20 protein-coding genes are annotated in these 20,839 nt (G+C 66.3%); 8 read left to right on the plus strand and 12 right to left on the minus strand.

Going from position 1 to position 20,839, the window contains the following annotated elements; all coding sequences use genetic code 11:
* Positions 1–18: 18 nt before the first annotated feature.
* Positions 19–984, minus strand: a complete 966-nt coding sequence (locus QCD70_RS11160; RefSeq protein ID WP_301216168.1) for a sugar ABC transporter substrate-binding protein — start codon at positions 982–984, stop codon at positions 19–21.
* 156 nt (positions 985–1,140) lie between these two features.
* Here QCD70_RS11160 and QCD70_RS11165 point away from each other — a divergent pair, with 156 nt between their 5' ends.
* A complete protein-coding gene (locus QCD70_RS11165) occupies positions 1,141–2,328 on the plus strand; it encodes a Gfo/Idh/MocA family protein (RefSeq protein WP_301216170.1) in 1,188 nt (395 codons plus the stop codon).
* Positions 2,329–2,401: 73 nt separating this feature from the next.
* On the opposite strand, the gene QCD70_RS11170 is transcribed toward QCD70_RS11165, so the two are convergent.
* The 3 genes from QCD70_RS11170 to QCD70_RS11180 form a co-directional block, all read right to left on the minus strand.
* On the minus strand, positions 2,402–3,178 hold the full coding sequence (locus QCD70_RS11170; protein WP_301216171.1) for a TIM barrel protein: 777 nt from the start codon (positions 3,176–3,178) through the stop codon (positions 2,402–2,404).
* A gap of 25 nt (positions 3,179–3,203) precedes the next feature.
* A complete protein-coding gene (gene iolG, locus QCD70_RS11175; RefSeq protein WP_301216173.1) occupies positions 3,204–4,211 on the minus strand; it encodes an inositol 2-dehydrogenase in 1,008 nt (335 codons plus the stop codon).
* A gap of 75 nt (positions 4,212–4,286) precedes the next feature.
* Positions 4,287–5,246 (minus strand): sugar phosphate isomerase/epimerase family protein, encoded by a 960-nt coding sequence (locus QCD70_RS11180; RefSeq protein ID WP_301216175.1) that lies wholly within the window; start codon positions 5,244–5,246, stop codon positions 4,287–4,289.
* Positions 5,247–5,398: 152 nt separating this feature from the next.
* On the opposite strand from QCD70_RS11180, the gene QCD70_RS11185 reads away from it, so the two are divergent.
* Positions 5,399–6,835, plus strand: a complete 1,437-nt coding sequence (locus QCD70_RS11185) for a sugar porter family MFS transporter (protein WP_301216177.1) — start codon at positions 5,399–5,401, stop codon at positions 6,833–6,835.
* A gap of 6 nt (positions 6,836–6,841) precedes the next feature.
* Here the strand turns inward: QCD70_RS11185 and QCD70_RS11190 are convergent, their stop codons facing one another.
* Both QCD70_RS11190 and QCD70_RS11195 read right to left on the minus strand, forming a co-directional pair.
* Positions 6,842–7,267 (minus strand): acyl-CoA thioesterase, encoded by a 426-nt coding sequence (locus tag QCD70_RS11190; RefSeq protein WP_301216179.1) that lies wholly within the window; start codon positions 7,265–7,267, stop codon positions 6,842–6,844.
* Positions 7,268–7,271: 4 nt separating this feature from the next.
* On the minus strand, positions 7,272–8,381 hold the full coding sequence (locus tag QCD70_RS11195) for a transaldolase family protein (RefSeq protein ID WP_301216181.1): 1,110 nt from the start codon (positions 8,379–8,381) through the stop codon (positions 7,272–7,274).
* Positions 8,382–8,549: 168 nt separating this feature from the next.
* Here QCD70_RS11195 and QCD70_RS11200 point away from each other — a divergent pair, with 168 nt between their 5' ends.
* The gene (locus QCD70_RS11200; protein ID WP_301216183.1) at positions 8,550–9,314 is read left to right on the plus strand and encodes a GntR family transcriptional regulator; all 765 of its coding nucleotides are present in this window, start codon (positions 8,550–8,552) and stop codon (positions 9,312–9,314) included.
* Position 9,315: 1 nt separating this feature from the next.
* Here the strand turns inward: QCD70_RS11200 and iolD are convergent, their stop codons facing one another.
* The 5 genes from iolD to iolC form a co-directional block, all read right to left on the minus strand.
* Complete coding sequence (iolD, locus tag QCD70_RS11205) at positions 9,316–11,214, minus strand: 3D-(3,5/4)-trihydroxycyclohexane-1,2-dione acylhydrolase (decyclizing) (RefSeq protein WP_301216185.1); 1,899 nt, start codon at positions 11,212–11,214, stop codon at positions 9,316–9,318.
* Entirely contained in the window at positions 11,211–12,134 is a 924-nt protein-coding gene (gene iolB / locus QCD70_RS11210) for a 5-deoxy-glucuronate isomerase (protein ID WP_301216187.1), read from the minus strand. The genes iolD and iolB overlap by 4 nt, the downstream gene beginning before the upstream one ends.
* Positions 12,135–12,169: 35 nt before the next feature.
* Positions 12,170–13,693: a CoA-acylating methylmalonate-semialdehyde dehydrogenase gene (locus QCD70_RS11215; RefSeq protein ID WP_301216189.1), complete on the minus strand. Its 1,524-nt coding sequence runs from the start codon at positions 13,691–13,693 to the stop codon at positions 12,170–12,172.
* A 77-nt stretch (positions 13,694–13,770) separates the two neighbouring features.
* Complete coding sequence (locus QCD70_RS11220) at positions 13,771–14,688, minus strand: Cgl0159 family (beta/alpha)8-fold protein (RefSeq protein WP_301216191.1); 918 nt, start codon at positions 14,686–14,688, stop codon at positions 13,771–13,773.
* The gene (iolC, locus tag QCD70_RS11225) at positions 14,675–15,643 is read right to left on the minus strand and encodes a 5-dehydro-2-deoxygluconokinase (RefSeq protein WP_301216193.1); all 969 of its coding nucleotides are present in this window, start codon (positions 15,641–15,643) and stop codon (positions 14,675–14,677) included. The genes QCD70_RS11220 and iolC overlap by 14 nt, the downstream gene beginning before the upstream one ends.
* A gap of 241 nt (positions 15,644–15,884) precedes the next feature.
* On the opposite strand from iolC, the gene QCD70_RS11230 reads away from it, so the two are divergent.
* The 3 genes from QCD70_RS11230 to QCD70_RS11240 are packed head-to-tail and all read left to right on the plus strand — an operon-like array spanning position 15,885 to position 17,774.
* A complete protein-coding gene (locus tag QCD70_RS11230) occupies positions 15,885–16,700 on the plus strand; it encodes an alpha/beta hydrolase (protein ID WP_301216195.1) in 816 nt (271 codons plus the stop codon).
* Entirely contained in the window at positions 16,697–17,071 is a 375-nt protein-coding gene (locus QCD70_RS11235) for a VOC family protein (protein ID WP_301216197.1), read from the plus strand. Before QCD70_RS11230 ends, QCD70_RS11235 begins: the two co-directional genes overlap by 4 nt.
* Positions 17,064–17,774 (plus strand): hypothetical protein, encoded by a 711-nt coding sequence (locus QCD70_RS11240; RefSeq protein ID WP_301216199.1) that lies wholly within the window; start codon positions 17,064–17,066, stop codon positions 17,772–17,774. Before QCD70_RS11235 ends, QCD70_RS11240 begins: the two co-directional genes overlap by 8 nt.
* A 146-nt stretch (positions 17,775–17,920) precedes the next feature.
* Here QCD70_RS11240 and QCD70_RS11245 read toward each other — a convergent pair whose 3' ends face one another.
* Entirely contained in the window at positions 17,921–18,850 is a 930-nt protein-coding gene (locus tag QCD70_RS11245) for a CPBP family intramembrane glutamic endopeptidase (protein ID WP_301216200.1), read from the minus strand.
* Positions 18,851–18,959: 109 nt separating this feature from the next.
* Here QCD70_RS11245 and QCD70_RS11250 point away from each other — a divergent pair, with 109 nt between their 5' ends.
* Together QCD70_RS11250 and QCD70_RS11255 are read left to right on the plus strand one after the other, a co-directional pair.
* The gene (locus QCD70_RS11250; RefSeq protein ID WP_301216202.1) at positions 18,960–20,195 is read left to right on the plus strand and encodes a sensor histidine kinase; all 1,236 of its coding nucleotides are present in this window, start codon (positions 18,960–18,962) and stop codon (positions 20,193–20,195) included.
* A complete protein-coding gene (locus QCD70_RS11255) occupies positions 20,192–20,818 on the plus strand; it encodes a response regulator transcription factor (RefSeq protein ID WP_301216204.1) in 627 nt (208 codons plus the stop codon). Before QCD70_RS11250 ends, QCD70_RS11255 begins: the two co-directional genes overlap by 4 nt.
* Positions 20,819–20,839: the final 21 nt, after the last annotated feature.

The following is a 20,839-nucleotide window of genomic DNA, read 5'->3' on the forward strand; positions in this document are numbered from 1 at the left end:
CCGACCTCCGAGGGGGTTCTAGCGAGTGCCCTTTGCGGCGAACTCGGCGACCGCTGCGGCGTTGTCTTTCGTGATGAAGGCGGGTCCGGAGTAGACCGGCTGGCCTCCGCCGATCACGTTACCGTTCGTGGAGTACAAGGAGAGGGCCGTGATGCCCAGGAAGCCCTGAACGTAGGGCTGCTGGTCCACCGCGAAGAGGATCGAACCGTCCTCCACTCCAGCGACGACGTCCTCCGAGAGGTCGAACGTGCCGATCTGCGCCGAGCTTCCCGACTCCGAGACGGCGCCCACGGCGTCGATCGCGTATTGCCCACCCAAGGTCAGGACCCCGTCGATGGACGGGTCGGCCTGCAGCTTCGATTTGATCGTCGCTTTGACGTCGGCGTCGTTCGTGCCGTCGACCTGCAGGTTCGTCATGGTGCCGCCGAAAGTCGAGGCTGCCGCCTTGCACCGCTCCTCGAGACCCACGTTGCCTGCCTCTTGAATGACGCAGAGCGCATTCTTGGCACCGGCGTCGGCGAGCTTGGTGCCGACCGCCTCGCCAGCGACGGTCTCGCTCTGGCCGATGTGGGTGAGAGCGCCGAATTCGGCGGACCGTTCGATGCCGGAGTTGATGGTGACCACCGGAATGCCCGCGGCCACTGCCTTCTCGACACTGTCCCGAACACCATCCGGGTTGGCCATCGACACCACGATGCCGTCGACGCCCTGCGCGACTGCATTGTCGATGAGCTGCGACTGCTTGGCCGGATCAGGATCGGAGTTGTAGGTGATCGTGGCGCCGTAGTCGGCTCCGGCCGCCTCGGCCCCCGACTTCACCCGATCCCAGAAGGCATCGCCTGGGCCCGAGTGCGTGACCACGGCGTAGGTGAAATCTCCGCCTGAGGAGTCGGGCGCGGTCTCCTGACCCGTGCCCGTGCATCCGGCCAGCAGCAATGCGGCCGCGGCCGTCAGGCCGAGCCCGCCAAGAAAGCGTTTCTTCATTGAAAGTCCTTTCGATGCGGATTGCGTCGCCTGCGACGGTCCGGTCAACATCATTGTGCGCTAAGTATGCCGAGCAGCTAGTGCGAATGTCAATACATATTGTCATTCAGTTATACTTGGCTGTACATCATCGTCGATAGCAGGAAGAGGTATCCCATGGCTGAGCGCATAGGGGTCGGTTTGGTCTCAGTCGGTTGGATGGGGCGCCTGCACACACGCGCCTACCGGGCGGTGCCAGAGCACTATCCGGAACTCGGTGTCGCTGTCGACCTGATCTCGGCTGCCGACACCGACTCCGCAACCCGCACGATGGCGCAGGACGTCCTCGGGTATCGACGCACGACTCCGGACTACAGAGAGGTCCTCTCCGACCCGGAGGTCGACGTCGTCTCGATCTGCGCACCCAACTTCCTTCACCGCGAAGTCGCCCTTGCGGCCGTCGAGGCAGGCAAGCCCTTCTGGATCGAGAAGCCGATGGGGCGATCGGCTGCCGAGTCCTCCGACATCGCGCGCGCGGCCGACTCCGCAGGGATCATCACCTCTGTGGGCTTCAACTACCGCCATGCGCCGGCCGTCGCCAAGGCCCGAGAACTCGTGCGCGGCGGGAGCATCGGCGCGGTGACGAATGTCAGCGTGCGGCTGCTCGCCGACTATTCGGCAGACCCGCTGGGGGCTTTGACCTGGCGGTTCGTCCGCGATCGCGCCGGATCAGGCGTGCTCGGCGACCTCCTCTCGCACGGCGCCGACCTGGCCCAGTACGTAGTGGGGAGAATCGACTCGGTCTCAGCCCTGACCGAGACATTCATTCGCGAGCGCCCACTGCCCGGCTCGGATGCCGCGGGCCACTTCAGCAAGGGATCCGAGGGCGGTGCACGGGGCCCGGTCGAGAACGAGGACTACGCCGCGGTCCTGGGGCGGTTCGAGTCCGGTGCCGTTGCAGTTCTGGAGGCGAGCCGCGTGGCGGTCGGACCGCGAGCCGAGTACTCACTGGAGATCTACGGAACCAAGGGATCGCTGCGATGGGACTTCCAGCGGCTCAATGAACTGCAGCTGGCGGACGACCCGAGCGGGTATCGAACGGTCATGGCGCAGCCCGGGTTCGGCGACTTCGATCGCTTCCAGCCGGGAGCCGGAACGAGTATGGGTTTCGACGATCTCAAGACCATCGAGGCGTCGCTCTTTCTCAGGTCGGTCATCGAACGACGACAGATCGCTCCCTCCGCCTCCGATGCCTGGTCCGCGGCCGAGATCGTCGAGGCGGCGGTTCGCAGCGACCGAGCGAAAGCATGGGAGACCGTGCTGCCGGTCACGGGGACGACCACGTACGACAGGGATGCCGACTAGCAGCCGAACGAAAAGGATGCCCTGTGCGACAACCACGCACAGGGCATCCTTTCTGTCTGGGGCCGAGACGAGCTCAGTCGCGGAACGCCTTCTCGAACGCGTCGAGCGCCGACTCGGAGTCGCCCGACGGCCATGCTTCGAGTCCGACGACACCGTCGTATTCGAGAGAGCGCAGCTCCCGCGCGATCGCCGGGTAACGGATCTCGCCGGTGCCCGGCTCCTGTCGACCCGGAACATCGGCCACCTGGATCTCGCCGATCCAGGGCAGTGAGCGCCGCACGAGGTCGATGAGGTTTCCTTCGCCGATCTGCGCGTGATACAGATCGAGATTGAGTTTGAGCCCGGTTCGGTCGACGGCGCTGACCAGCGAGAGCGTGTCCTCTGCTCGCGCGAACGGCGTGCCGGGGTGGTCGACCGCCGTGTTGAGGTTCTCCAGCGTGAAGACCCTGCCGTGCGCCTCCCCCAACTCGGCGAGACGGGCGAGAGTGTCTTGCGCCCGCTCGCGCTCGGCGGGTGAGACGGCGCTGCCCGGGTTGACGGGCAGCCCTCCGGGCGCAAGGCCCGTGCCGTGCAGGTTGAGGCGGGGGCTGTCGATGATCTCCGCAGCGGCAAGCGACAGGGTCGCAGTGCGGAGGAGCTCGTCGATTCCGTCTGGAGTCGTGAGATCTCCCCGCAGGTATCCGGTCATCGACGAGAATGTCGCGCCTGTCGCAGCGAGGGAGGGCAGGTCTTTCGTCGACCAGTCCCAGATCTCGACCTCGAAACCCCGTTCATGCAGACGGCGTACTCGATCGACGACGTCAAGTTCTGGAAAGAGCATCTCGGCGGATGCCGCCAGCCTGAAGGTCATCTTCTGATTTCCTCGGGTCGAATCGTCACAGCGTGACCGCGACCGAGACGCGCTCGACGGCGGATCGAGCTGCAGCGTCGGCGAGGATCAGCGCGGCGCGGCCGTCAGCGAAGGTCGGGCTCGTGGACTGCTCGCCTCGAGCGAGCTTGATGAACTCGGCCAACTCTGCCTGGTACGCCACGGAGTAGCGTTCGAGGAAGAAGTTCTGGTACGGCGGCCGCGCCTGCACGCTCTGCCCGTTCGACACGCTCACCAGGCTGGTGAGAGCGTTCGCCACCTCGATCGATCCCTCGGCTCCGAACGCCTCGAGCCGCTGGTCGTAGCCGACGGAGCTGTGGCGCGAGTTGGTGATCGAGACCAGTGCGCCGGAGGACGCCCGAAGGGTGACGACAGCCGTGTCGAAGTCGTCGTGTTCACGCGCCCCGGGATCGAAGGTGGTGCTGCCCGTCGCGGTCACCTCGACGATGTCGGGCAGGAAGAACCGTGCCATGTCGAGATCATGGATGGTCATGTCGCGGAAGATGCCACCCGAGACGGCAACGTACGACGCGGGCGGAGCCGCGGGGTCCCGACTGATGATCGACAACTGCTCGAGCGCTCCGATCTCCCCGGCGGCGACCCGGGCCCGAGCCTCGGCGAAGGCGGGGTCGAAGCGGCGATTGAAGCCCAGCGCGATAGGCACACCCGACGACTGCACGCGGGGAAGAAGAGCATCGACGCGGGCCGTGTCGAGATCGATCGGCTTCTCGCAGAGGGCGGGAACTCCCGCATCGATCGCCGCCTCGAGAAGGTCGACATGGGTGGCGGTCGGCGAGGCGATCAGCACGGCGTCGACCTCGCCGGAGGCGAACATCTCGGCGGCGTCGGTCGTCACCGTGCCGCCATAGAGGGCCGAAAGCGCATGTGCGCCCTCGATGAACGGGTCGCACACCCACGCCAGGGTGGCCTGCGGGTCGGCGGCGATGTTCGCCGCGTGCACCTGGCCGATACGGCCAGTGCCGATGAGCCCGAAGCGAAGAGGGGTCTGAGTCACGTCATTGTCCTTGCTGCCCTGAGGGCATTGTCTCGTTCGAATTGTCTGCACATCGCAGGAAGCGGGTCGGTCTGATCACACCCAGTCGCGAAGAGCCTCGCGGTTGACCTTCTGGTCGTCGCCGCGTTCGGCGCGGAAGGCGGCGATGGCGGCGTCGGGGGAGTTGAGGACGTCCTGCTCGACGACGACCCACCCGTCGTAGCCATGGGCATCCATCGCTGTCATCACGGCGGCGAGATCGATATCACCGCGGCCGAAGGCGACGAACGACTGCGACGACCAGACCTCACGCATACCGCCCCCGGCGGCGAGCACACGTCGCAACTCGGCGACGTCGACGTCTTTGAGGTGGAGGTGGTTGATGCGCGAGCCCCACCGTTCGATCGCATCGACGGGATCGCCCCCGCCGATCAGGAGATGCCCGGTATCGAGTGTCAGGCCGATATCGACGGCCGCGAGAAATCGGTCGATCTCATGCGGGGATTCGATGTAGGTTCCCGCATGGTGATGGAAAGTCGGCTCGAAGCCGGCGGCGCGAACCCTGCCCACGGCCCGTTCCACGTTGGTGATCAGCCTGGACCACCGTTCCTCGTCGAGGGGATCGGCCTCGGCGCCACTGCCCGGGTGTGACCGTCTTGCCGGTGAGCCGTCGTCGGCGAGGGTCGGCAAGGGAAGACGGGACGGGCCGAGCTCCGACGCTTCGGAGAAGATGCGGAGAGTCTCGTCGAGCTGGGGAAGAGACGCCTCGAACGCGGCGTCGTCGGTGAAGGGGAGCTGAATCCAGCCGCCCGCCAGATCGAGGCCCGAACGCTGCAATCGCCTGCGGAGTTCGACACCGCGGCCGAGATAGCCGACCGGACCGAGGTCGATTCCCGTATAACCGGTTTCGGTGAGAACGTCGACGAGGTCATCTGATGCGACGACCTCGGAGCCCTCTGGTGTGAGCTCGAAGACGCCGAAGCTGACCGGGGCGCCGGCGACCGAGGCCTTCACAGACCGCCTCCGGAAGTAGACGTGGGGGATGCGGCGGCGCACACGATTGTCTGGATCATACGGCGGTGTACAACTCCTTTGGAGCGGAATGAGCTCAGTGTCAAAGACGGAATGGCTAATGTTCTTACAATAGCACAATAGCGCAGGGCGATATAGGCTGCTCCGCGATAGTTGCATACCGACGAAGGAGTCTCGTGACCTCATCCGTGCAGTCCCCCAGCACGCTCCCGCCACTCACAGCGGGCCCGCATCGCCGTCGCCTCGGCATCGTCGCCCTCGTGGCGACGCTCGGAGGCTTGCTCTTCGGCTACGACACAGGAGTCATCAACGGAGCCCTCGCTCCCATGGCCGTCGAGCTCGGTCTGACGACGTTGACCGAGGGCGTCGTCACGAGCTCGCTGCTCATCGGCGCAGCGATCGGCGCGCTGCTCGGCGGGCGCCTGTCCGATTCCTGGGGCCGGCGCCGCACGATCATCCTGTTGGCGATCATGTTCATCATCGGAGCGCTCACCTGCGTCTTCACGCCGAACCTCGAGATCATGATCGTGGGGCGATCCATCCTCGGCCTCGCGGTCGGCGGCGCATCCGTCGTCGTGCCCGTCTTCCTCTCCGAGCTCGCGCCCTACGAAATCCGCGGATCTATTGCCGGGCGCAACGAACTCATGATCGTCGTCGGCCAGCTCTCCGCCTTCGTGGTCAACGCCATCATCGGCACCGTCTGGGCAGACCACGGCAGCGTCTGGCGCTACATGCTGGCAGTGAGCGCCCTACCGGCCGCCGCCCTTCTCGTCGGTATGACCCGGGTGCCCGAATCGCCTCGCTGGCTCATCGCGCAGGGCCGCCTCGACGACGCGCTGGCCGTGCTCACCACCGTTCGCAGCCCTGAGCGCGCTCGGGCAGAGCTCGCGGAGATCGAAAGCGCCGCACGCGCCGAGACCTCGCGCCCGCGAGGCAGCTGGCACTCACTGAAAGACAAGTGGATCCTGCGCATCGTGCTCGTCGGCATTGGCATCAGCGTCGCCCAGCAGCTCACCGGCATCAACTCGATCATGTACTACGGCCAATCAGTGCTGACCGAGGCCGGCTTCGACCAGGGCTCCGCCCTCGTCGCCAACATAGCGCCCGGCGTCATCTCGGTCATCGGCGGCATCATCGGCCTGAACCTGATGCAGCGGATCAACCGGCGCACGACCCTGCTCGTGGGATTCTCCCTGACGACCACGATGCACTTCCTGATCGGCATCTCCTCGATCGCCCTCCCGGTCGGCAACCCAGCACGCCCGTTCGTCATCCTGCTGCTCGTCGTGCTCTTCGTCGGGTCGATGCAGACCTTTCTGAACATCGCCATCTGGGTCATGCTCGCAGAGATATTCCCCCTGTTCATCCGGGGCTTCGCCATCGGCATCGCCGTCTTCTGGGGCTGGATCGCGAACGCGGTGCTCGGCCTCTGGTTCCCTACGGTGGTCGAAGCGATCGGCATCTCAGGCACCTTCTTCATCTTCGCCGCAATCGGAGTCGGGGCCTTGGTCTTCATTGCGACCCAGGTTCCCGAAACCCGTGGGCGCACCCTCGAGGCAATCGAAGAGGATGTCACGACAGGCTCGATCTACAAGATCCAGACGGAGAAGTGACGCCCGTCAGTTAGCCGGAAGACGGTCTCGATCGTAGGTGATCTCGGTGTACCCGTGAGGCACGGGTACACCGTTCTCATCGAGGCCGACAAAGACGATCCGCTCGATGGCGAGGATGCGGCGTCGAGTGATCATGTTGCGAACCTCGGCCCGCATGGTCAGCGAGGTACGGCCGAAGGCCGTCGCGCGCAGTCCCATCTCGATGAGATCTCCCTGCACGGCCGATGAGACGAACTCGATCTCGGAGATGAACTTCGTGACTGCCCGGGGGTTGCCGAGTTGGAGGATCGCGTAGATCGCGGCCTCCTCGTCGATCCACCGCAGAAGGCTGCCACCGAAAAGGCTGCCGTGAGCATTGAGATCTTCGGGCCGCACCCACCGCCGCGACCGGAAGGTGATGTCGTCGGCACCGCCCTCGCTCGTCGCGCTCATCCGTTCAGATCGCGGGCAGGATGATGTCGCGCACGAGCGCGTCGAGCTGCGCATCCGCGTCGAGGAACTGTCGGAGCGTGCGTCGAGTGGCACCGAACGATTCGAACTCGTCGACGCTCATGCCGTCTTCTAGGTACGCGCGGCGGAATTCGGGCAGCTCAAGGAGCGCGTCCAGCACCTCGCGAGCAACCGGCGTGTTGATTCGATCGACGTCGACGGCGATCCTGTTCTCGTCGATCAGGAGCTGCCAGTCGAAGGGGGGTGAGACGACGAGGTCGCCGCCGACCAATTCAGACCATTGGAGATGGTTCCTGAACGCGGCCGACAAGACCCGCGAGCGATAACCTCGCCGACGGAAGATTCGATATGCCTCCTTGAGCGCCGCCACCCCAGCCCATTCGAGGTAGCCGGGCTCGACCAGAAGCCGATCGGCGGCAACAGAGGCTTTGATCCAGTCATCGAGGCGTCCGCCCATGATGGTCACCACAGAACCGAACTCCCGCTCAGGCTTGCCGGCAGCAGCGCGACGGTCGAGGCCGCGCTCGATTGCCTCAGCGACGGCGACCGCCTGCGCGACGGTGAAGGAGACCGTCGCGTTGATACTCACGCCACGGAAAGTCGCCTCTTCGATAGCCCGGATGCCGACAGCGGTTGCCGGGATCTTCACGATGATGTTCTCGGCGAGCTGGGAGAAGTGCACCGCCTGGGCGACGAGCGCGTCGACATCGCGATGAAGCCTCGGGTCCGTCTGCACCGAGAGCCGACCGTCGCGACCTCCGCTGGAGTGGAACGCCGGGAGGAGGAGCTCGGCAGCCTCGATGGACATCGCCTCGATGGCGAGCCAACCCAGCTCGCTCTCACCCGACGTCGGATGCTCGACAGCCAAACGCGCGATCCGAGGCGCCCACACGTCGAGATTCTTCTGGATCGTCGTCAGCGCGATGACAGGATTGCAGGTCGCACCGACGGCCCCGAAGGAGATCGACTGGGTGAGTTCGTGGATGTCGGCCGAGTCGTTCCAGAGACTCGTCTTCGTCTTGTCGGCAACAAACCGGAGTGGGAGCATCGGCTCGCGGGACGGATCGGTCGCGTTCACTGCCAGGGCGTTGCTCATGTATCTCTCCAACTCTGCATCGTCGACGGAGGTCGACGCCATCGGTTCAATCAAGCTTAACCGCTAATCACCTTATGTCCTAACAATACATAATAGTGGTGAGCTGACATATGGGGCATAATGTAACCTCGGGCTCTGACGAGCTGGGGACTCGAGCAAGGAGAACTGATGGCGCTGCAACAAGAACAGCCGCTTCCGGCGGACCTCTTTATGGACCTCGATCGATCCGGCCCGGTTCCGCTGTACCACCAGATTGCTACGCGCCTCGAACGCGCCATCCTCGATGAGACCCTCCCCGCCGGCTCACGCCTCGAAAACGAGGTATCACTGGGCAATCGCCTCGGAATGTCCAGACCGACGATTCGGCGCGCTATTCAGGATCTCGTCGACAAGGGCCTCCTGGTGCGTCGGCGCGGAATCGGTACCCAGGTCGTGCACGGACGAGTCACACGGAACGTCGAACTGACCAGCCTTTTCGAAGACCTGGCCAGGTCCGGGCAGAAGCCCGAGACGCAGGTTCTCGATTCCTCGATCGGTGTCGCCGATGAGAAGGCAGCCGAGGCCCTCGGCGTGGAAGTCGGGTCGCCCGTCGTGCATATCTCCCGGCTCCGGTCGGCTGACGGGGTCCCCCTCGCCGTGCTCGACAACATCCTCCCGGCAGAATTCATCGACCTCGACCTGGCCGCTCTCGACGCGCACGGACTGTATCAACTGCTCCGCGCACGCGGTGTTGCCATGCGCGTGGCGAAGCAGCGCATCGGGGCGCGCGCGGCGACCACGAAGGAAGCGGAGCTTCTGGATCTGCGCAAAGGCGCCGCTGTTCTCACGATGACGAGGACGGCCTTCGACAATTCCGGACGCGCGGTCGAATACGGCCAGCACTGCTACCGCCCCGACCTCTACTCCTTCGAGATCACGCTCGTCGACAGATAGGTCATCCCAGCAGGGGGCGTTGGCGGGTCCTCTGCTCCTCGTAGGCTCGGCGGGAGATAGTCGTGGTCTCGAGAGCAGACACCTCGGCGACCGGCACATCCCACCAGCCCCCGCCGTCGGGAGCGTACGACAGTGGGTCGCTGTTGACATGGATGAGGGTCGTCGTTGGCGACGCCTTCGCAACAGCCATCGCCGCCTTGAGGTCGGCGATCGCGTCAGGACCCGGGGCGACTTCGATCGTCTCCACGCCATAGCTTCGTGCGTTCGCCGCAAGGTCGATCGGCAGAATCCGCTCTCCCTGGAAGCCCCCTTCGCGATCCTGGTACCGGTACAGGGTGCCGAATCGCTCGGAACCTATGGTCTCGGACAGGTGACCGATCGAAGCGTAGCCGTGATTCTGGATGAGCACCACGATCACCTTGATGCCCTCGGCGACGGCCGTGACGAGCTCAGTGTGGAGCATCAGATAGGAGCCGTCGCCGACCATGATGATGGCGTCGCGGTCGGGCGAAGCGCGGCGCACTCCCAACCCGCCAGCGATCTCGTAGCCCATGCAGGAGAAGGCGTACTCGACGTGATAGCCGAGGCTGTCCCGAACTCGCCACAACTTGTGCAGGTCGCCCGGCAATGAGCCAGCGGCCTGAACGATGACGTCTCGGGGATCGGTAGACGACTGGACGACCCCGATGATCTCGGCCTGACCCGGGACGGCCCGGCCCGATGGTGCGAGAGCCGCGTCGACCGTCGCATCCCACACCAACTTCTCCCGCGTCGCAGTGTTGGCCCATTCATCGGGCACCCGATAGTCGTCGAGTGCACGCGTCAGCGCGATCAGCGCCTCTCTCGCGTCGGCGATCACCGGCAGCTGCGAGCCGTGCTTGTACGCGTCGAACGAGGCCACGTTGATGTTCACGAACCTCACCCCGGGCGTCTGGAACGCCGTACGGCTGGCGGTCGTGAAGTCGGAGTACCGGGTGCCGATGCCGATGACCACGTCCGCCTGTTCCGCAAGTCGGTTCGCCGCTGTGGAGCCGGTCGCTCCGATGCCACCCAGATACTGCGGGTGATCCCAGAGCAGAGCGCCTCCCCCCGCCTGGGTCGTGCCGACAGGAATTCCGGTCGCTTCGACCAGAGCCCTCAGCGCATCCTCGGCCCCGCTGTAGATCACGCCGCCCCCGGCGACGATGATGGGGTTCTTCGCTGCGCGGATAGCAGCGACAGCCCGGGCGAGGGGGCCGGCCTCGGGCGTCGGACGTCTGATGTGCCACTCACGAGGGGCGAGGAATTCGAGGGGCACGTCGATGCTCTCGGCCTGCACATCCTCCGGCAACGCGATCGTGACCGCGCCGGTCTCTGCCGGATCGGTGAGAACACGCATTGCAGCGAGAGCAATGGAGAAGAGCTTCTCGGGCCGATCGACTCGATCGAAGAAGCGGGAGAGAGGCCTGAATGCGTCCGTGACCTGGAGCGATGTGTCGTGCGGGAGCTCGATCTGTTGGAGAACCGGATCGGCGACCCGCGTCGCGAAGGTGTCGCTCGGCAGAAGCAGTGCCGGCAGCCGGTTGGTTGTCGCGAGGGCCGCGCCGGTCAGCATGTTGGCGGCGCCCGGCCCGACGGATGCCGCGCTCGCGTATGTGCCCCGGCGCCGACGCATCCGGGCGTAGCCCACCGACTGGTGCACCATCGCCTGCTCGTTGCGGGCCTGGTGGTACGGCATCAGCCCGGGCCGCTCCGCTTCGATCTGCTTCAGGGCCTGGCCGATTCCCGCGACGTTGCCGTGCCCGAAGATTCCGAAGGTTCCGGCGATGGTGCGTTCGCGGATATCACCGTCGACGGTCCACTGGTTGGCGAGGAACTCGATCAGAGCCTGAGCCACCGTCATCTGCTTCGTCGTACTCATGCGTGCGTGCTTCCTTCACTGGTCGAGCGGGTGTAGGGCAATCGGGCGTCGATGTCCTGGTCGTTCCAGGTCTCGCGGATCCAGCCATGGGCCGGGTGGTCGCTGATCAGCCAGGCACGCTCGTCGCCCGGTCCGGCCATGACGTTGAGGTAGTAGAGGTCGTATCCCGGGGCCGCGATGGCGGGTCCGTGATATCCGAACGGAACCAGGGCGATGTCGCCGGTGCGGACCGGCGAGTCTATGGCGATCTCCCCGGCGGGCGACGACGATGTACTGAAGAAGCCGAACGGCTCGGCGTTCGCGGGGGCGTGAAGCCCTCGACTGACGGCCGATTCGAAGTAGTAGATCTCTTCCAGACGGGACTCGTGGCCGGGAACGTCCTCATCGTGCTTGTGAGCGGGATAGCTGGACCAGTTCTCGGCCGGAGTGATGACTTCGCACACGATGAGACGATCGGCTTCGAGCTCGCCGGGTAGGCCGAAGTTGTGCACCTGGCGACTCGACCGTCCGGCTCCGCGGAGTTCGACGGAGACCTCGTCTCGGCGGATATGGCGACTGGGGTGCACCGACGTGGAGGGCGCTTCAGCGATCGCGACGCGACCGACCCCCGACACTGTCGCCGAGGACACGGTCGAGAGGTAGAGCACATCGGTCGGACCGTCGAAGACGGAGGCCCGGCCCTCCAGGCGACTCACGATGGCCGGGCCGGCGCCCTGATGCTGCACGGTGAAGCCGCCCGACAGGGGCACGACGATGCGCTCCAGCCCCTCGGCCGGGAGATCCAGTTCATCTCCCTCTCGAAGGTCGGCTACCCGGAGTCCGGTGTGTTTCCATCCGGGAAGGCTGCTGTCGACGACAGATTCCCATTCTTCTTCTCGGAGATCCCCTCGGGGAAACATCCACTCGTTGCGCCGTTGCATGTGTGACCTTCTGTCGTCGAGCCGGGCGTGCCTTGTCAGTTCTGGGGGAAGCCCAGGTTGATGCCGCCGTGCGAGGGGTCGAGCCAACGGCTCGTGATCGCCTTCTGCTGAGTGAAGAATCGCACACCCTCGGCGCCGTGGGCCTTGGTGTCGCCGAAGAGGGAGGACTTCCACCCTCCGAAGGAGAACGTCGCGACCGGCACCGGGATCGGCACGTTGATTCCGATCATGCCGACCTCGACCTCGTTCTGGAAGCGCCGGGCAGCACCTCCGTCGTTGGTGAAGATGGCCGTGCCGTTTCCGAATGCGCCGCTGTTGATCAGGCTCACGCCCTCCTCGTAGGACGCGACGCGCACGATGGAGAGGACAGGCCCGAAGATCTCTTCGGTGTAGGCACGGGATGTCGTCGGCACGTTGTCGAGGAGCGTCGGGCCGAGCCAGAATCCGTCGGCCGCTCCGTCGACGTCGATGCCGCGCCCGTCGATCACCACGTCGGCGCCGTCTTCTTCTGCGATGGCGATGTACGAGGCGACCTTGTCGCGATGCTGCTCCGTGACGAGCGGTCCCATGTCGCAACCCCGGCGACCATCACCGATGCGCAGCTTCGCGGCCCGTTCCTGGATCTTGGTGATGAGCTCGTCGGCGACCGGCTCGACGGCGACGACCACGGAGATGGCCATGCAGCGCTCGCCGGCCGACCCGAATCCGGCGTTGATCGCGGAGTCGGCCACGAGGTCGAGGTCTGCGTCGGGAAGAACCAGCATGTGGTTCTTCGCGCCGCCCAGCGCCTGCACACGCTTGCCGTGCTTGGTGCCCGTCTCGTAGACATACTGGGCGATCGGAGTGGATCCGACGAAGGAGATGGACCGGACATCGGGGTGGGTCAGGAGACCGTCCACAGCCTCCTTGTCGCCGTTCAGAACCGTGAAAACGCCGTCGGGCAGGCCGGCCTCTTTCCACAGCGCGGCCATCCAGATCGCAGCGGACGGGTCTTTCTCGCTCGGCTTGAGAATGACGGTGTTGCCTGCCGCGATCGCGATCGGGAAGAACCACATCGGCACCATCGCAGGGAAGTTGAACGGAGAGATGATGCCGACGACGCCGAGGGGCTGCTTGGTGGAATAGACATCGACGCCGGTGGAGACCTGTTCGGAGTACTCGCCCTTCAGGTGGTGCGCGAGGCCGGTAGCGAATTCGACGACCTCCTGACCGCGGGTGATCTCGCCGAGAGCGTCGGAGAGGACCTTGCCGTGTTCGGAGGTGATGATCTCGGCGAGGTCGCCCTTCTTCGCTTCGAGCAGCTCACGGAACCTGAAGAGGATCGCCTGCCGCTTGGTCAGGGAGAGATCACGCCACGCCGGGAAGGCCGCTTTGGCAGAGGCGACGGCCGCGGCGATCTCGTCCTGGTTCGCGAGGCCGACCTCTTTCGTGACGACCCCGAGAGCCGGGTCGTAGACGGGCGCAGTCCGTCCCGAGGCGGCGGGCGCCTCCCTGCCATCGATCCAGTGCGGGACCGTCGTGACGGCGGAGGGGGCTTCGATTCCAATGGTTTCGGACATGGTTCCTTCTTCTCTGGTCAGGTGTGGATGCCGGGGGTCGGGCTGGGCGAATCGGGTTCGCCTGGCGAATCGGGTTCTCAGGCGGAGGTGCCGTGCACGAGGGCCGCGGCGGTGTCGACGGCCGATGCGACATCTCCGTCGGCCGGGTAGATGAGGGTGCGACCGACGACGAGTCCGCGCACACCGGGCAGGGCGAGCGCCCTCTGCCACGTCGCGTAGGTGGCCTCCGGGCTGCCCTGCGGGTCGCCCCCGAGGAGGAGCGTGGGCATTGTGGTCGATGCCATCACACGCTCCATGTCGTCGACGACGGGCAGTTTCATCCAGGTGTAGGCCGAGGATGACCCGAGGCCTGCAGCAATCGCGATCGAGGTGATGACGGCATCCGGACTGAGGTCGTTGACGATCGAGCCGTCGACCCACTTGCTGAGAAAGGGCTCGAGCATGATCGGCACGTGAGCGGCCGCGGCAGCCGTGACGGCGCGGGCGTTCGCTTCGATGGTCGCGACGGATCCCGCATCAGAGAGGTTGATGCGCAGAAGCGTCTTGGCGAAGTCGAGTCCGTCGCGCACGATGCTGTCGATGTCGTAGCCGGTGAAGCGGTCATCCATTTCGAAAGAGGCCCCCTTCAGCCCGCCGCGATTCATCGACCCCACGACGACCCTGTCGTCGAGCAGACCGAGGAGTGCGAGATCGTCGATGATGTCGGGTGTCCCGAGCACGCCGTCGACCCCGGGACGCGACAGCGCCGTGGCGAGACGGCCGAGCAGATCGTATCGGTCGGCCATAGCCATGGCATCGTTCCGGACCCCGAGCGCACCCCGGGCCGGATGATCGGCTGCGACGATGAACAGACGGCTGTTGCCGCCCAGGAGAGGACGTCGCCGGCGCGTCGCGAGTGCCTGCGCGACGGCGGCGGGGTCTTCGGCGCGCAGCAGCCGGAGCCGGTCGAAGGCTCCGTTCAGATCGCCGGCCCGGAGTGCCTCAGATGGTGACATCGGTGCGCTCTTTCAGAAATGACTCGACCTCGTCTGACGTGGGCATGGCCGTCGAGCACTCGCGCCGTGACGCGACGATGGCACCCGCGACATTGGCGAATCGAAGGATGCGCTCGAGATCCCAGCCTTCGAGCAGTCCATGGGTGAGCGCGCCCCCGAAGCTGTCGCCCGCACCGAGGCCGTTCACGACCTCGACCGGGAACGGCTCAACCTCGACCGTCTCGGACCGGGTTTTGGCGAGGACCCCGCGCGGGCCCTGCTTCACGATCGCGAGTTCGACCCCTCGTTCCAGCAGAGCATCTGCGGCGCGGTGCGGATCGGTCTCACCAACGGCGACCTCGCACTCGTCTCGGTTGCCGACGGCGACGGTCACCCACTCGAGCGCCTTCGCCACCTCACGATGCGCCTGCTCCGGCGAGTTCCAGAACATGGGACGGTAGTCGAGATCGAGCACGGTGAGCGGCTTTCGCTCGCGCGCCTGCCAAGCAGCGAAATGCGCAGAGCGGCTTGGCTCCTCGCTGAGGCCTGTGACGGTCGACCAGTAGACCTTCGCACGGCGGATGGCGTCGAGGTCGAGCGACTGGATGGTGATCGCCAGGTCGGGCGCCTTGGGTTTGCGGTAGAAGTACAGCGGAAAGTCGTCTGGCGGGAAGATCTCGCAGAACGTGACGGGGGTCGCCAGCCCGATATCCATGCCGATGAACTCGTCGGAGACTCCGAGCCTGCCCAGCTCGCGCTTTACGTAGCGCCCGAAGGGATCGTCACCTGTTCGCGAGATAAGAGCTGCCGAACGTCCGTGCCGAGCAGCCGCGACGGCAACGTTCGCCGCGCTGCCACCGAGGTACTTTTTAAACGTTTCGACGTCTTCGAGGCCGACTCCGTCTTGCAGCGGGTAGATGTCGACGCCGGCGCGGCCGATCGTCAGCACGTCGTAGGTCGTGGATGAGGGGGTCATACGGCTCTGTACAACTTTCTGCAGGATCTGTGCCGAAACAGCACCAACGAGGATGAGGACGGGCAACGCTTTTTTCTATGATACATAGAATGTCCTGACAAGAGAACATAACCGCAAAAACGGCCCAGTTTTCAGCCATTCAAGCCCTGACTGACCCCAGCAGGGCCATGGTTCACAGCGAGGTCGGATTCTAGGCTCGTCTCAGCGCCGCAAGCGCTGCCAGCCGACAGGAAGGCCTCCCGTGTCCGACGAGCCATCAGTGATCCGAGACGTCGAGTATGGAGTCGTGGGCTCGACCCCTCTTCTGCTCGACGTGTACGACAGGAGCATCTCCGACGACGCCGATCGTGCGCGCGCAGCCATCGTGCTGATCCACGGCGGCGGCTGGTTTCGTGGCGACAAGAGCAAAGAACTGTCGCTGGCGACGATGCTCGTCGACGCCGGCTACATCGTCTTCGCGCCGAACTATCGCGAGGCGCCGGATGCCACGTTCCCAGCCAGCAGAGACGACGTGCAGGCCGCAGCGCAGTGGGCTCTCGCATCGGACTGGTCGTTCGATCGCAGCAAGCTGGCGTTCTTCGGCGGGTCGGCGGGCGGCAATCTCGTCGTGGAGGCGAGCATCGCCACGGGCCGCCCCGCCGTCAGCTGGTCGGGGATGTTCGATCTTCTGGGCATCGTGGAGGCGACGGACGACCTGCCGGCGACACCGACCTCGCAAGACCTGAACGCGATGAAGAGTGCCGACATCAACCAGACCGGCCGGAACGACGCGTTCCTGCGCTGGACCATCCTGAACGAGGTGGGAGGCGACCGCAGTCTGCTCGCAGCCGCGTCGACCACACGCCACGTATCGGCTCAGGGCGGCCCGGTCTTTCTCGCGAACTCACTCGCCGAGTTCGTGCCGGTCGACGATGCCCGCGCGATGCAGGCGGCGCTGTCGGATGCGGGCATCGCCACCACGCTGCAGCTGATCCCGGGCACCCATCATGCCGAGGGGTATACGGCCGCGGCGATCGGCCCGTCCCTCGCTTTTCTCCAGGGCGTGTTCTCGGCATGACCGGCGTCGAGTTCGCCGGCGTCGGGAACGTCTTCTATTTCGTCGACGACCTCGACGCTGCCGTCGAATGGTATTCGGAGCGGCTGCAGCGGCAGCCCGTGGTGCGCGGCGGGGCGCTCGTGGCATTCGATCTCGACGGCACGAGGCTGACCCTCCATGGGAAAGACGAGTTCAACTCCCCTGGGCCGTCGGGAACCAGCCCGTATTGGACCGTCGTCGATGTGGATGCGTTCGTCGAGGAGTGGACCGCGCATGGCGCCGTGGCCCACCGCGGGCCGAAAACCGTCTTCACCGGAGAGCGGCTGTGTCAGCTGCTCGACCCGTTCGGCAATCTGTTCTCCGTGCGGCAAGAGGTCGCCGATCATGACTGACGAGGAGGCCCGCACGGAGGTGCCGCCGGCCAGGTCGGGGGATCTGCCGACCGCAGACGAGGCGATCGAGGCGCTGACGGATCGCGCCGGGGCCTTCTACAGCGCCTTGATGAACGAGCACTTCGTGCTCGAGTCTGCTCGCAGCATCACTGTCAGCGAGGCGAGCAGCCGGGCCGCCCTGTACCTCACGACCCTCTCGAGCAGCCTCGTCGCCTTCGGCTTTCTCGCCCAGACCGACTACGCGCTGGGGTTCCTGATGGTGATCATCCCGGTCGTCTTTCTTCTCGGCATCTTCACCTACGAACGACTCGTCGAGACCTCCCTCGAAGATGTAGCGGCTCTCGACGCCATCCAGCGCATCAGGGCCGTCTACGCAACGCTCCTGCCGGGGGCCGCGAAGTACTTCCCCCGCCCTGTCGGACCTCACGCGCCCAACGAGATGCTGCCCATCGGCCGTCGGCGATCATGGGTGGGCGTGTTCTTCACCACGGCCACCGCCATCGCGGTGGTGAACTCGATGGTGGCGGGCGCGGGCGTCGCGATCATCGTTGTGCAGTCCACGCAGCTGCCCACTCCGTCGATCCTCATCGGCCTGGGAACGGCCGCGCTTCTGGCCGTTCTTCACGGCCTCTATCAGGAATACCGCTACGCGGCTCTCCGCCGCTACCTGCACACCGGGCCGCGAGGAACCCGAGAGGACTGAGCGCACGCCGCTCTCATTCCGCGGGCGTCAAGCAGCGGTCAGGCCCGTGCCAGCGTTGGCGAGCGCGTGGGTGGAAGCTCCGAACCGCCGCATCCCCGTCAGCAGTTGCGTTCAGGAGGGCTCCGCAGGATTCTGCGCGCGACCGCTCAGCTCTCACCATCCAAGATTCGCCGACCGCGCCGCAGCGCCGTGACGACCAGCGCCAGCCCCACGACCGCCTGCACCCCGCCGATCGCAAGCCACGACGTGACCGAATCCACCTGCGGCAGGAACCCCACCGCAAGATAGTTCCCCACGTGGAAACCCCCGTGCACCCCGACGGCAGCCCACAGCGACCCCGTCCACAGCAGCAGTCCCACCGCGAGCAGCCCGAAGCCGAGCGGCAGCGCCAGGTAGAGCACGTGCTCCCACGCCGACTGCTGCCCGCCGCTCGACACCAGGTGGATCGCCGTGAACGAGAGCGTCGTCACGGCGACCGCGAGCGCGGGGCGCTCCCGCAGACTCCACAGCAGCATGCCGCGGAAGAGCAGCTCCTCGGGAATGCCCTGCTGAACGAATGCGAGGCCCAGGTAGTAGACGATCAGCAGCGCGACCATCAGCGGCGTCACCGACTCCTCGCCCACGAACGCCGAGTCGTCGAGCACGGGTCCGGTCGACGGCAGCAGCGCCACGACCGCGAACGCGCTGCCCGCCGAGACCACCACTCCGAGCAGCAGCCACACGACCGACCGCCTGCCCCAGCGCCAGCCGGCGGCGCGAAGCGGGGCTCGCTCGACCCTCCGCATCCAGAACCGCACGGCAAGCACGACGATGCACAGCACGAGAAGCTGAAGCACGAAGGCGAACGCGAAGCCCCACGGCGACGACCCGCCGAAGGTCTCGACGGCGCCGGGGATGACGGTGAGCGCGAGGGGCAGCAGACCCGCGACGAGGTTGGCGATCATCAGGATGCCGATGGCCACCACGACGCGCACGGCCACTCCGAGCGGGCCCAAGCCGAGACGAGGAGACAAAACGGGCGCGGCGGGCGCAGCGGGTGAATCAGGCGGGGTGGATGCGACGGGTGCGGTGGTCATATCCAGCACGCTACGGAGCCGCCCGGCTTCCGGCCCGCCCCTGCGGTCACGACGTCTCGTGACCCGGGTCACGTGCGGCGGGCCCGCCCGACTGCCTACGCTGAGGGATATGCCGAGCATCCCGACCCGCCGCGCACTGCTGCTCGACCTGGCCGCGGTCATCGGGTTGGCCGGTCCGGTGCTGATGGTGCTGTACTCGATCGACCGCCGACCGCTCTGGACGTCGGTGACGGTCGTGCTGCTGCTCGCCGCCGCGATCGCGATCTGGGCGCTGTGGCGGCGTTCAGCGCAGCGGTCTCGCGTGGCCGCGATCGCCTTCACGTTCGTTGCCACCGCAACCATGATGCTCGGAGACGGCGCCCTGTACTACGGCATCATCTGGGCGGCCTGCCTTGTGCTCGGAGTCACGTTCGCGTCGGGGGTCGTTGTATGGGCCTACGCGGGAGTCCTTGTTGTGCTCGTCGCCGTGCTGCACGTCTCCGCCGGCAGCTCCGACGAACGGCTCGTGACCGAGGCGATCGGCGCGATGTTCTTCGCCGGCATCGCGGCCGCGATCTCGGCGATCCTGCGCGACAGTCTGCGGGTGAACGACGAGTTGGGCGAGACGCTCCAGAAACTGGATGCGGCCAACGCCGAGCTGCGCGCACGTCTCGTCGCCGACCGCGATCTGGTGCTCGCCGAGGAGCGCGAACGCACCGCGCGCGAACTGCACGACGGCCTCGGGCACCGCCTCACCGCGATCGGCCTCTCCCTCGACTATGCCGCCCGCGTCAATGACCCGCACGCGGCGCACGACGAACTGCGGCACGCCCGCGAGCAGGTCGGCGAGTCTCTGGATGCGATGCGTCGGCTCGTGCGCGCGATGCACCCCGTCGAGCTGGGCACGCTGGACAACGCGGAGTCGTTCCGCGCGGTGGCCGAGGCATTCAAAGGCACGGGCATCGACATCGGCGTGTGGATCGAGGGCGACGACTCCGCGCTGACGCACGAGCGCTCCCTGCTGCTGCTGCGTTTCGTGCAGGAGGGGCTGACCAATGTTGTGCGGCACTCGAACGCGAGCTCCGCGCAGCTGCGGATTGCCGTCGACGCCGCGGGAACCGTGCGTGCCGTGCTCGAGGATCGCGGTGCGGCCTCGTCCGGCGTCGCCGTCCCCGTCGCCGTCATCGAGGGCTTCGGCCTCCGTTCCCTGCGCTCTCGCGCCGACGCATTCGGCGGAACGCTCGACGCGGCACCGACACCGAACGGTTTCCGACTGTCGCTCGCGCTGCCCGCGGCCGCACCGGAGGTGAACGACGCACCCGAGGCCGCCCTGCCGACGAGCGTCGCGACGCAGGGCGCCCGATGACGACCGCCCGCGTTCTGATCGTCGACGACCAGGAGCTGCTGCGACGAGGACTGCGCATGATCCTCGAAACCGACCCCGCCATCGAGGTGGTCGGCGAGGCCGAGAACGGGATGCGCGCGCTTGCGCTGATCCCCGAGCTCGCGCCCGACGTCGTGCTGGCCGACGCCCGCATGCCGGTGCTCGACGGGCTCGGACTGGTGCAGCAGTGCGCGGCGTCGCATCCCGGACTGCCCGTTCTGGTGCTCACGACCTTCGACGACGCCCGCCTCGTGCGCCAGCTGCTCGACGCGGGCGCCGCCGGCTTCCTGCTCAAAGACATCTCGACGGATGCGCTGACGGATGCGATCCGTCAGGTTCTCGACGGCGGCCTCGTTCTCGATCCCCGCGTCGCGCGCGCCGCGCTGTCGCCCGCCTTGCCGGCCAGCCGGCATCCGGTTCTCACGGACGCCGAACAGGCCGTCGCCGACCTCGTCGCCCGGGGCCTGCCGAACGCCGAGATCGCCTCGCGCCTGCATCTGGCGCACGGCACGGTGAAGAACACGGTGTCGGCGCTGCTGCGCAAGCTCGGCGAGCCCGACCGCACGGCGCTGGCGCTGCGGCTGGCGCGCGGGGTGGGGGCGTGAAGAGCGAGTTCTTGTCGCGCG

It is taken from the genome of Agreia sp. PsM10, assembly GCF_030433855.1.
Classification (GTDB): Bacteria; Actinomycetota; Actinomycetes; order Actinomycetales; family Microbacteriaceae; genus Agreia.